Annotated in this window: 9 protein-coding genes; all 9 read right to left on the minus strand. The window is 72.3% G+C overall.

All coding sequences use genetic code 11. The features are described 5' to 3' along the window. Positions 1 to 58: 58 nt before the first annotated feature. Positions 59 to 736, minus strand: coding sequence for a protein-tyrosine-phosphatase (locus ACSU53_RS09325; protein ID WP_437026339.1), 678 nt, complete (start codon positions 734 to 736; stop codon positions 59 to 61). After that, positions 733 to 1,380, minus strand: a complete 648-nt coding sequence (locus ACSU53_RS09330; protein ID WP_437026341.1) for an L-threonylcarbamoyladenylate synthase — start codon at positions 1,378 to 1,380, stop codon at positions 733 to 735. Before ACSU53_RS09330 ends, ACSU53_RS09325 begins: the two co-directional genes overlap by 4 nt. A 52-nt stretch (positions 1,381 to 1,432) precedes the next feature. Further along, positions 1,433 to 2,278, minus strand: a complete 846-nt coding sequence (gene prmC, locus ACSU53_RS09335; protein ID WP_362091788.1) for a peptide chain release factor N(5)-glutamine methyltransferase — start codon at positions 2,276 to 2,278, stop codon at positions 1,433 to 1,435. A gap of 25 nt (positions 2,279 to 2,303) precedes the next feature. Further along, a complete protein-coding gene (gene prfA / locus ACSU53_RS09340) occupies positions 2,304 to 3,371 on the minus strand; it encodes a peptide chain release factor 1 (protein WP_437026344.1) in 1,068 nt (355 codons plus the stop codon). 107 nt (positions 3,372 to 3,478) lie between these two features. Then, on the minus strand, positions 3,479 to 3,700 hold the full coding sequence (gene rpmE, locus ACSU53_RS09345; protein ID WP_393105289.1) for a 50S ribosomal protein L31: 222 nt from the start codon (positions 3,698 to 3,700) through the stop codon (positions 3,479 to 3,481). A 217-nt stretch (positions 3,701 to 3,917) separates the two neighbouring features. Beyond that, entirely contained in the window at positions 3,918 to 5,069 is a 1,152-nt protein-coding gene (locus ACSU53_RS09350; RefSeq protein WP_437026346.1) for an LCP family protein, read from the minus strand. 207 nt (positions 5,070 to 5,276) lie between these two features. Continuing rightward, positions 5,277 to 7,070 (minus strand): trypsin-like serine protease, encoded by a 1,794-nt coding sequence (locus tag ACSU53_RS09355; protein ID WP_437033094.1) that lies wholly within the window; start codon positions 7,068 to 7,070, stop codon positions 5,277 to 5,279. Positions 7,071 to 7,258: 188 nt separating this feature from the next. Beyond that, positions 7,259 to 9,364, minus strand: a complete 2,106-nt coding sequence (gene rho, locus ACSU53_RS09360) for a transcription termination factor Rho (protein ID WP_437026348.1) — start codon at positions 9,362 to 9,364, stop codon at positions 7,259 to 7,261. A 401-nt stretch (positions 9,365 to 9,765) separates the two neighbouring features. After that, entirely contained in the window at positions 9,766 to 10,683 is a 918-nt protein-coding gene (thrB, locus tag ACSU53_RS09365; RefSeq protein ID WP_437026350.1) for a homoserine kinase, read from the minus strand. Positions 10,684 to 11,621 lie beyond the last annotated feature (938 nt).

Consider the following 11,621-nt stretch of genomic DNA (forward strand, 5'->3'; position numbering starts at 1 on the left):
AGGGGCCCCCGGGGGGGTCAGGCGCGCGCCCGGAGCTTCCGTCGGCGCCGTCACCGGCTCAGGCGCGCGCCGGAACCCCCGTCAGCGCCGTCACCACCGGGTCCAGGGCCTCGTGTATCTCGTCGCCGATGGAGCGGAAGAACGTCAGGGGCGCCCCGTACGGGTCGTGGACCTCGTCCGCCTCGGCCGTGGGGGCCAGGAGCCAGCCGCGCAGTGCGGCGGCGGCGCGGACCAGGGCGCGGGCGCGCATGACCAGGCCGTCGTCGAGCGGGGGCAGGGTCGCGGGGTCGATGGCGTTCACCAGGCGGGTGAACTCCTTCAGCGTGAAGGTGCGCAGCCCGGCCGAGTGGCCCATGGAGATGACCTGGGCGCGGTGGTCGCGGGTCGCGGTGAGGACCAGGTCGGCCCGTATGACGTGCTCGTCGAGCAGTTCGCGGCCGACGAAGCCGGAGGCGTCCGCACCGTACTCGCCCAGCACGGTCTCCGCGTGGGTCTCCATGGGTGCGCCCTCGTGGCCCCAGGTGCCGGCGCTCTCCACGATCAGCCCGCCGCCCAGGATGCCCAGCCGCTGGCTGACGAAGTGCCGGGTCAGCCGCTCGGTGATGGGTGAGCGGCAGACGTTGCCGGTGCTGACGTGGAGGATGCGGAAGGTGTCGCGCGGGAAGCCGAAGGTCGACGTGATCTCCGCGCCGTGTTCCTCGTTGCCTATGCCACGCCCCGCCTCAGGGGCTGTCAATTCGCCACCTCGAGGTCTGGTACGACCTTGCGCAGTTCGTCCGGCGAGAGGGCGCCCTCGCGCAGCAGCACCGGCACGGGGCGGGTGACGTCGACGATCGAGGACGGGACGATGCCGGGGGTGGGCCCGCCGTCGAGGTAGACGGAGACGGAGTCGCCGAGCATCTCCTGGGCGGCGTCGCAGTCCTCGGGAGCCGGGTGGCCCGTGAGGTTGGCCGACGACACGGCCATGGGGCCGACCTCGGTGAGCAGTTCGATCGCGACGGGGTGCAGCGGCATGCGCACGGCGACCGTGCCGCGGGTGTCCCCGAGGTCCCACTGGAGGGACGGCTGGTGCCGGGCGACCAGCGTCAGCGCGCCCGGCCAGAAGGCGTCGACGAGTTCCCAGGCCTGCTCGGAGAAGTCCGTGACGAGGCCGTGCAGCGTGTTCGGGGAGCCGATGAGGACGGGGGTGGGCATGTTCCGGCCGCGGCCCTTGGCCTCCAGCAGGTCGCCGACCGCCTCGGGGGTGAAGGCGTCCGCGCCGATGCCGTAGAGGGTGTCCGTGGGCAGCACCACGAGTTCGCCACGACGTACCGCCGATGCGGCCTCGCGCAGACCGGTCGCGCGGTCGGTCACGTCGTTGGTGTCGTATCGCCGGGCCATGAGGCGGGCCTCCTCGTACACGTGCTGCTGGGAAAGGGAGTCTGCGGGCCGCTCACGGCAGTGCCTTGCGCGCGGTGGCGAACCGGGGGCGGTTGTTCAGGTCGGGGTGGTCCGCGGCGTCCGTCCAGCCGCGGTCCTCGGCGAAGATCCAGGGCACCTGGCCGCCCTGGGTGTCCGCGTGCTCGACGACGACCACGCCGCCGGGGCGCAGCAGCCGGTGCGCGGTGCGTTCCAGGCCGCGGATCAGGTCCAGACCGTCCTCGCCGGAGAACAGGGCCAGGCCGGGGTCGTAGTCCCGGGCCTCGGGGGCGACGTACTCCCACTCGGTGAGCGGGATGTACGGCGGGTTGGAGATGACCAGGTCGACCTGGCCGTCGAGGTCGGGGAACGCGGTCAGCGCGTCGCCCTGACGCAGGTCGACCCTGGAGCCCTCCATGTTGCGGCGGGTCCAGCGCAGCGCGTCCTCGGACAGTTCCACGGCGTGCACGCGCGAGCGCGGCACCTCCTGGGCGAGGGCGAGCGCGATGGCGCCCGAGCCGGTGCACAGGTCGACGATGCACGGCTCGACGACGTCCATCGCGCGGACGGCGTCTATGGCCCAGCCGACGACGGACTCGGTCTCCGGGCGCGGCACGAACACCCCGGGGCCGACCTGGAGCTCCAGGTACCGGAAGTAGGCGTGGCCGGTGATGTGCTGGAGCGGTTCGCGCGCCTCGCGGCGGGCGATGACCTCCCAGTACCGGGCGTCGAAGTCGGAGTCGGGCACGTGGTGCAGCTCGCCGCGCTTGACGCCGTGCACGAACGCGGCGAGCTCCTCCGCGTCGGTACGCGGCGAGGGCACGCCGGCGTCGGCGAGCCGCTGGGTGGCCTGGGCCACCTCGGCGAGCAGCAGGTTCACGGGTCCTCCGGACGGTCTACGGGGATTACGCTGCGGCCAGCTTGGCGGCCGAGTCCGCGTCGACGCAGGCCTGGATCACCGCGGCGAGGTCGCCGTCCAGGACCTGGTCCAGGTTGTACGCCTTGAAGCCGACGCGGTGGTCGGAGATGCGGTTCTCCGGGAAGTTGTAGGTCCGGATCTTCTCGGAGCGGTCGACGGTGCGGACCTGGCTGCGGCGGGCGTCGGCGGCCTCCCGCTCCGCCTCCTCCTGGGCCATGGCGAGCAGCCGGGAGCGCAGGATGCGCAGGGCCTGCTCCTTGTTCTGGAGCTGGCTCTTCTCGTTCTGGCAGGAGGCGACGACGCCGGTCGGGACATGCGTGATCCGCACGGCGGAGTCGGTGGTGTTCACGGACTGCCCGCCGGGCCCGGAGGAGCGGTAGACGTCGATGCGCAGGTCGTTGGGGTTGATCTCCACGTCGACCTCCTCCGCCTCGGGCGTGACCAGGACGCCCGCCGCGGAGGTGTGGATGCGGCCCTGCGACTCGGTGGCGGGCACCCGCTGCACCCGGTGCACCCCGCCCTCGTACTTCAGCCGGGCCCACACGCCCTGGCCGGGCTCGACCTGGCCGCGGGCCTTCACGGCGACCTGGACGTCCTTGTAGCCGCCCAGCTCGGACTCGGTGGCGTCGATGATCTCGGTCTTCCACCCCACGCGCTCGGCGTAGCGCAGGTACATGCGCAGCAGATCGCCGGCGAACAGGGCGGACTCGTCACCGCCGGCGCCCGCCTTGATCTCCAGGATGACGTCCTTGTCGTCGCTGGGGTCGCGGGGGACGAGGAGCAGGCGGAGCTTCTCGGTGAGCTCCTCGCGCTGCTGCTCCAGGTCCTTGACCTCGGCGGCGAAGTCGGGGTCGTCGGCGGCCAGTTCGCGCGCGGTCTCGATGTCGTCGCCGGTCTGCTTCCAGGAGCGGTACGTGGCGAGGATCGGGGTGAGTTCGGCGTAGCGCTTGTTCAGCTTGCGCGCGTTGGCCTGGTCGGCGTGGACCGACGGGTCGGCGAGCTTCTTCTCCAGGTCGGCGTGCTCGGCGACGAGTTCCTCGACGGCCTCGAACATCTTGGGCTCCTGCGGTCTGCGGGGTGAAGGGGCGGGCGACCAAAAACGCCGGTCCCGGGAGCGCCCCCGGCCGGGGACGCTGCCGTGGACCGGCGATGGGCGGCTCGCTACTTCTTGGAGCCGGAAGCCTTGCCGAAGCGGGCCTCGAAGCGGGCCACACGGCCACCGGTGTCGAGGATCTTCTGCTTGCCCGTGTAGAACGGGTGGCACTCGGAGCAGACCTCGGCCCGGATGGTGCCGGACTCGATCGTGCTGCGGGTCGTGAACGACGCACCGCAGGTGCAGCTGACCTGGGTCTCGACGTACTCGGGGTGGATGTCGCGCTTCAAGGTGTCTCCTAGATTCCGGGAGGGCGCCGGGTCGCCACCACGGGGTGCGGGAGCGTGAACCGGAGCCGACGAACCAGTCTGCCAGGACTGGGGCCTCCACCCAAAACCGGGGGTGGCCGTTTTTTGTTCCCTCGGGGGCGGGTTTCCCGTCGGCGGAGGGGTCCGGCGGCGGAGGGGTCCGGCCGGGGCGCGGGCCGGGATGGGCACCGGGTGGGCCCTACGGTGCGCTGACGACGTCCTCGGCCTCACCGGTGGCCGAGTCCTCGGTCGCCGCCCCGGGGATCGCCCGGTCGTTCTTGAGCGCGTCCCAGACCAGGCGGGCCTTGTCCTGCTGGACGAGTACGCGGTTGGGGTCGGCGGGGTCGTACCGCACCGGCATGGTCACCATCCGCAGGTCGTCCGGACCGATGCCCTTCAGGCCGTTGGCGAAGGAGATCAGGGAGTTCACCGAGCCCAGGCCCGAGTCGGTGGTGACGGCCCGGGTGGCGGTGTCGGCGAGGTCGTAGAGCTTCTTCGGGTTGGTGAGGACGCCGACGTCCCTGACCTGCCGGACGAGGGCCTTGATGAAGGCCTGCTGGAGCTGGATGCGGCCGAGGTCGGAGCCGTCGCCGACGCCGTGCCGGGTGCGGACCAGGCCGAGGGCCTGTTCGCCGTCGAGCCGGTGGGTGCCGGGGTCCAGCTTCAGGTGGCTGTCGGGGTCGTCGATGGGCCTGCTGGTGGTGATCTCGACGCCGCCGAGTTCGTCGATGAGCTTCCGGAAGCCGGAGAAGTCGACCTCCAGGTAGTGGTCCATGCGCAGGTCGGTGATCTCCTCGACGGTCTTCACCGCGCAGGCGGCCCCGCCGGTGGAGTACGCGGAGTTGAACATGACGTTGCGGGCGGCGGGGTGGGTGCCGCCGTCGGCGTCGGTGCACTCGGGCCGGTCGATGAGGGTGTCCCGGGGCAGCGAGACCACGCTGGCCTTCTCGTGGCCCTCGTGGACGTGCACGATCATCGCGGTGTCCGAGCGGGCGGTGCCGTCGTCGGCGCCGCCCCCGAGGTCCTTGTTGCCGCCGGCGCGGGTGTCGGAGCCGAGGACGAGGATGTTCTCGGAGCCGTTGTCCGCCTTGTCGGGCCGGTCGGTGCCGAGGGCCTGGTCGATGTCGACGCTGCTGATGTTCCCGTTGAGCGTGAAGTAGACGTAGCCGAGACCCGTGCCGCCCAGCACGACGATGCCCGCGGCGGTCCACGCGGCGATCCTGAGACCGGTGCGCTTGCCACGCGGCCGGCGCCGCGTGCCGCCGGCCCGTCGGCGCGGCCCTTCCGCGGCGGGCTCCCCCGGTGTGCCGGGTCCGGGTGCACCGGATCCCGGTGTGCTCTCGGCAGTCATGCGCTCCTCAGCTCGTGTCCGGTCGGGTACCCCCTGCGGTCGGTGTCGGACATGGCCGGTGAAGACCCTTGTGACACCTATCGTCGCTCTCCGCCTCAGACGGGGAAACCGGGCACAGGGTTGCACGGGGCCCTGTGCCCGGCCGGGGGCCGGCCGGGCACGTCCGGGTTCCGCCGGGAACGGTGGATCCGGCTCTCACCTGCGGCGTCAGCCGAGGATGTCGTACTGCTTGAAATCGGTGCCGACGGACGTGCGTGTGGCGAAGATCTCGCTGGTGGCCTTCCCGGTCCCCCGGTACAGGTACAGGGTGCCGTTCGGCTTCCGGGCCAGCAGGTCCGCCCGGCCGTCGCCGGTGACGTCGCCCGGGGTGACGAGGGTGTTGTAGGTCTTCGCGGTCCAGGTGCGCACCTTCACCCGCCCGGCGAAGGCCGCCGTGCCGGCCTTGCCGGTGCCCTTGTACAGGTACACGTACCCCTTGCCCTTGGTTCGGGCGATCAGGTCGGTGCGGCCGTCGCCGTTGAAGTCGCCGTGACCGCGCACCGTGTCGTACTGGTTCCAGCCGGTGCCGGCCTTGACCCGGCTCGCGAACGTGCCGTTGCCCTTGCCGGGGTAGATCCACAGCACGCCGGCGGAGTCGACGGACAGCAGGTCGGGCAGGTAGTCGCCGGTGACGTCGCCCGGGGCGACGATGCGGGTGCGCGACTTCCAGTTGTCGAAGACCCGCTTGGTGGACCAGGCGCCGCTGGAGATCACGTAGCGGGTCCAGAAGACGTCGCCGTCACTGCTGCGCCGGTACACCAGGTCCTGGTGGCCGTCCCGGTTCAGGTCCGTCTGCAGGACGGTGTTCACGCCCTTCCAGCTGCCCCAGCTCCTGCGGGCGGCGAAGGAGGTGCCCTTGGAGTCGCGGGAGTAGCCGGTGGTGTTGGACGCCTTGCGCAGCCACAGGTCGGCCCGGTGGTCGCCGCTGAGGTCGGAGTCGTCGATCCGCGGGTAGGTGGCGCCGACGTAGCCGCTCACCTTGGCGAAGACGCTGTGGGCGCCCCGCTCCACGCAGTCCTTCACGCCCCAGGAGACCACGCCGACGATCCGGTTGTTCACGACGAGGGGCCCGCCGGAGTCGCCGTTGCAGGCGGAGGTGGTGCCGGCGTCCGAGCCGGTGGCGGGCGGGCCCGCGCAGACCATGTGGCCCTTGACGAAGTCCGTGCCGTACGTGCGGGCGCAGGTGGCGTCGGACTGGATCGGCAGGGTGGCGGTCTTCAGGACCTGCGAGCCGTCCTGGCTGGTGGAGCTGGTGCGGCCCCAGCCGTAGACCCTGGCGCTGCGGCCGGCGGTGTAGGAGGCGGTGTCCCCGGCGGTGGTGAGCCGGATCGGGGTGGCCCGCACCGGCGACGGCAGGGTGAGCACGGCCATGTCGTTGTCGATGGTGCGCGCGCTGTACGACGCGTGGTGCCACTGCCGCCACACGCCACTGACGGTGCCGCCGTGCAGGTCGCCCTCGGCGGAGGGGAGTTGGGCGGTGCCGGTGACGACGGCGCCGTGGGCCCTCCAGTTGTAACCCTTGACGCAGTGCGCGGCGGTGAGGATCTTCGTCGGTGCGACGACGGCACCGCCGCAGAAGAAGCCGATGTCGTCGGTGGTGGCGGCGGTGCCGCGGTCGTCGTAGTAGTGGAGCTGGGCCATCCACGGCGCCGTGCTGATGCCGGTGGTACTCCCGCCGATGATCTTGGCGTCCACCCGGGAGCCGGTGTCGGTGCTCCCGGACAGCGCCGAGCGCTTGCCTTCGCCCGGCAGGTCGTCCCCGGCCAGGGCGCCGGTCACGCGCCGCGTCAGCTCGGCGGGCGACGGTGAGGTGGCGGCCGGTGTGACGGTCGGCCGCGGCAGGGCCGGGGCGGCCCCCGCGGACGAGGTCAGCAGCGCGGCGGCGACCGTCGCGGCGACGCCGGCGGCGGCAACGGGCAGAGCGATCCGGGCGCGGCGTCTGTGACGGCCGGATCCGGACATGGATGTACCCACGCGAGTCCCCCCTTGGGATCGGATGTCCGGCCCGGAGGATGATCGACGGACCGAAGAGCGTGATCGTACACCTGTCCGAGTGCACGCGAAGTGGCCGTCCTGCGAGCAGGACGGCCACTTCGGTGCGTTGCGGGCGGGGAGCCCGTTCCCGCGCGGGGACGGGCTCCCGTCGGACGTCAGTCCCCGTTGCCGGGCGTCGGCGTCGTCTTCTGGATCTGCATGAGGAACTCGGCGTTCGACTTGGTCTGCTTCATCTTGTCGAGCAGCAGCTCGACCGCCTGCTGCTGGTCCAGGGCGTGCAGCACCCGGCGCAGCTTCCAGACGATGGCCAGCTCGTCGGGCGCCAGCAGGATCTCCTCCTTGCGGGTGCCGGACGCGTCGACGTCCACCGCGGGGAAGATGCGCTTGTCGGCGAGCTTGCGGTCCAGCTTGAGCTCGGCGTTGCCGGTGCCCTTGAACTCCTCGAAGATGACCTCGTCCATGCGGGACCCGGTGTCCACCAGGGCGGTGGCGAGGATGGTCAGCGAACCGCCGTCCTCGATGTTGCGGGCCGCGCCGAAGAACCGCTTCGGCGGGTACAGGGCCGTCGAGTCGACACCACCGGACAGGATGCGGCCGGAGGCCGGGGCGGCGAGGTTGTACGCACGGCCCAGACGCGTGATCGAGTCGAGCAGCACGACGACGTCGTGACCCAGCTCCACCAGACGCTTGGCACGCTCGATGGCGAGCTCGGCGACCGTGGTGTGGTCCTCGGCCGGGCGGTCGAAGGTCGAGGAGATGACCTCGCCCTTGACCGACCGCTGCATGTCGGTGACCTCTTCCGGACGCTCGTCGACGAGGACGACCATCAGGTGGCACTCGGGGTTGTTGTGGGTGATCGCGTTGGCGATCGCCTGCATGATCATGGTCTTGCCGGTCTTCGGCGGGGCCACGATCAGACCGCGCTGGCCCTTGCCGATCGGCGACACCAGGTCGATGATCCGCGTGGTCAGCACGCCCGGGTCGGTCTCCAGGCGCAGCCGGTCCTGCGGGTACAGCGGGGTGAGCTTGTTGAACTCCGGGCGGCCGCGGCCGTGTTCGGGCGCCATGCCGTTGACGGAGTCGAGGCGGACGAGCGCGTTGAACTTCTCGCGCCGCTCGCCTTCCTTGGGCTGGCGGACCGCACCGGTGATGTGGTCGCCCTTGCGCAGGCCGTTCTTGCGGACCTGGGCGAGGGAGACGTACACGTCGTTCGGGCCCGGCAGGTAGCCGGAGGTGCGGATGAAGGCGTAGTTGTCGAGGATGTCCAGGATGCCCGCGACCGGGATCAGGACGTCGTCCTCGGCGATCTGCGGCTCCTGCACGTCGTCGCGGCCACGGCGGCCACGGCGGTCGCGGTAGCGCCCGCGACGGCCACGCCGGCCGCCCTCGAAGTCGTCGTCGTCGTGCTGACGGTCCTGCCGGCCGCCGCCGCCCTGCTGCTGGCCCTGGTTCTGCCGGCCGCCCTGGCCGCCCTGGCTCTGCTGCTGGTCGTCGCCCTTGCCGCGGCGGTCCCCGCGGTCGTTGCCACGGTCGTTGCCGCGCTCCGTGCCACGGTCGCCGCGGTCGCGTCCGCGGTCCCGGCGGTCACGGCGGCGGCCTTCGCCGTCGTGGTCCGACTTGGCGTCGCCCTGCGACTGCTGGCTCTGCGACTGCTGGCCCTGCTGCGCCGGGGCGTCGCCCTTCGGCTCGCTCTGCGGCTCGGAACGGGTGTCCGTCTTGGCGTCCGCGGCGACCGTGCCGGTCGCGGCCGGGGCTCCGGCCTCGGCGGTGGCGCGGCGCCGGCGGCGCTCGGCGGGCGCCTCGGCGGCGGCCTGCTCGGCGGGGGCGTCGGCCTTCGGGGAGGGCTGGCCCGGGATGTCGATCTGCTGCTGGGCAGCGGCGGCGGCCTTCTCGGCGGGGGCCTCGGCGGGAGCGTCCGCGCTCTTCTCCGCGGCGGCGTCGTCCGTACGGGCACGGGAGGTGGCACGGCGCTTGGGCTTGGCCTCGCTCTCGGCGGGCGCGTCGGCCTTGGCCGGGGCGCTGCCTCCGGCGGCCTGCGCCTCCTTGATGACCTCGATCAGCTGGCTCTTGCGCATGCGCGCGGTGCCCCTGATTCCGAGGCCGGACGCGACCTGCTGCAGCTCGGCCAGCACCATGCCCTCGAGGCCGGTACCGCGGCGCCGCCGGGAGCCGGCACCGGTGGCAGGCGCGGAAGCGTCCGTGGCGGGCGCGGCAGCGGTCTCCTCGACACGTGCGCCCATCAGATCGGTGGTGTCGCTCACGAAGGGTCCTTCCCTGGAGCGGACGTCGGCCTGTCTGGCTCGGCGACCGGTTGTGCTGTCCGGCTTCGGTTCTTCTTCCGAGAACCGTGCCGGGGCGGTGGTCCGCCTCAGCGGCGGAAGAAATTTCTGGTGATGGCGCTACCTCGAGCCGTGGCACCTGGTGACACGTGGCGTGGTTGCACCGGTTCCGGAGCGAGCCCGGTGGGCCCTCGATGTCCGCGTACGACGTACTACTCGCGTACGTAGCAGAGAACACAGTGTGGCTTGGGGAGCTCCCGGAAGAATGTCTGTCCCGAACGGGGACACGAGGCACCTCGCCATGGTGGGGTCGGGTGCAGACTTGAGGTTAACACTACCGGATCCAACAAACATTCCCCCTCTCCTTGTCCGGCAACCGTGTGTCAGGTGGCGAGCGGCAGCACGCTCGCTCCGTGCTGGTCCAGGTCGAGCCGGTTGGCGGCCCAGTCCGCGCCGGCCAGCGCCTCCACCTTGTCGGCGCTCTCCGCGTCGGCCAGCGCCATGACCGTCGGCCCGGCCCCCGAGATCACCGCGGGGACGCCGTCCGCCCGCAGCCGCTCCACGAGCGCGGCGCTCTCCGGCATGGCCGGGGCGCGGTACTCCTGGTGCAGGCGGTCCTCGGTGGCGGGCAGCAGCAGCTCGGGGCGCCTGGTCAGGGCCTCGACGAGCAGGGCGGCACGGCCCGCGTTGGCGGCCGCGTCGACGTGCGGGACGGTGCGCGGGAGCAGGCCGCGCGCGGTCTCGGTGAGGACCGGCTTCCCGGGGACGAACACCACCGGAACGACGGAAGCGGCCGGGTCCATCCGGATCGCGCGGGCGGGGCCGGCGTCCATCCAGGACAGGGTGAAGCCGCCGAGCAGGCAGGCCGCGACGTTGTCGGGGTGGCCCTCGATCTCGGTGGCGAGTTCGAGCAGCGCGGTGTCGTCGAGCTTGGCGTCGGCGCCTATGGTCACGGCGCGGGCGGCGACGATGCCGGCGCAGATGGCCGCCGAGGAGGAGCCGAGGCCGCGGCCGTGCGGGATGCGGTTGGCGCACACGATCTCGAGGCCGCGGGGCTGCCCGCCGAGCAGGTCGAAGGCGGTGCGCAGGGAGCGTACGAGCAGGTGCCTCTCGTCGCGCGGGAGGGTCTCGCTGCCCTCACCGGCGATGTCGATGTGCAGTCCCGAGTCGGCCACGCGGACGACCACGTCGTCGTACAGGCCCAGCGCCAGGCCGAAGGCGTCGAAGCCCGGGCCGAGATTGGCGCTGGTGGCGGGAACGCGCACCCGGACGGCGGCAGCGCGGAAGGCGGGACCGGCCATCGCTCGATGACTCTCCTTGAGCTGCGTGTCTGTCGAATGACATTCGATGACGTACGGAAACCGATGGGGGGACGCCGCCGGCCGGGCCGGCCGGCCGCTTGCCCGGCCGTCCCGGGCCACGGGCCGGACCACGGGGACGACGCTGTACCGCGGCATATGCGGCGGGCGGGTTCAGTACAGCCTATCGAAGGAAGGTTCTGTGTCGACATAGGGCGCACGGGAGGCGCACGATGCGTGTCGTAAGCCCCCTGTGCCCCCTGTCCGGAACTTTCCCAGGTGGGCGCCGTTTTACGCCTGTGTCGGCGCGGCAAACCCGGGGGCGGTACGTGTACCGGATCGGGGTGCCTGGGGGCGTGCGGGGAGGGCTGTCCGGCGGCGACGCGTGGCGCGGGCGGTGGCCCCGCGCGCGGACGGTCCCGCGCGGGAGGCCGCCGCCCGGAGGCTATGGGGCGGGGCGTCCGGTCCTGCGCGCCGGGCTTCGGCCCGGGGTTCCGGCCCTGCGCTTCGGGGCTTCGGGGCTCCGGGGCTCATGGTTCCGGGGGCGAGTGGACGCCGCCCGTGGCTGAAGGGGGCCGGAGGGGGCCGAAGGTCGGCCGAACACCCCAACACCGTCCGGAATGCCCGCACATGCGGCACACGCGGCCCGGGCCGCACGCCCGACCGGGATGCCCGGCTGACGCCGACGGGCTGCTCGGCGGGTGTCCCACGGCTCTGCTGTACCCGGTGAGGTACCGAACGCTCCCCATGCGCCACCGCCACTCAGACCACACGTGCCGCAGCGCTCACCTGCCTGGCACCCCTGCCGCGACATCGCCCTCCACCGCATCGGCCGGCGACGGCACCGGCACCGGGCGGCCACGACACGCATGTCGCCCGAACGCCCCGAGGCCCGGGTGCCCGGATGTCCGGGGGCCCGGATGTCCGGGGGCCCGGATGTC

This window comes from Streptomyces sp. enrichment culture (genome assembly GCF_964273255.1).
Classification (GTDB): Bacteria; Actinomycetota; Actinomycetes; order Streptomycetales; family Streptomycetaceae; genus Streptomyces.

What these genes read in the sequence shown, in the direction of transcription:
- ACSU53_RS09330 (WP_437026341.1), bottom strand. Translation starts at nt 1,380, where the DNA reads ATGGCCCGGCGATACGACACCAACGACGTGACCGACCGCGCGACCGGT.
- prfA (WP_437026344.1), bottom strand. Translation starts at nt 3,371, where the DNA reads ATGTTCGAGGCCGTCGAGGAACTCGTCGCCGAGCACGCCGACCTGGAG.
- ACSU53_RS09350 (WP_437026346.1), bottom strand. Translation starts at nt 5,069, where the DNA reads ATGACTGCCGAGAGCACACCGGGATCCGGTGCACCCGGACCCGGCACA.
- ACSU53_RS09355 (WP_437033094.1), bottom strand. Translation starts at nt 7,070, where the DNA reads ATGTCCGGATCCGGCCGTCACAGACGCCGCGCCCGGATCGCTCTGCCC.
- thrB (WP_437026350.1), bottom strand. Translation starts at nt 10,683, where the DNA reads ATGGCCGGTCCCGCCTTCCGCGCTGCCGCCGTCCGGGTGCGCGTTCCC.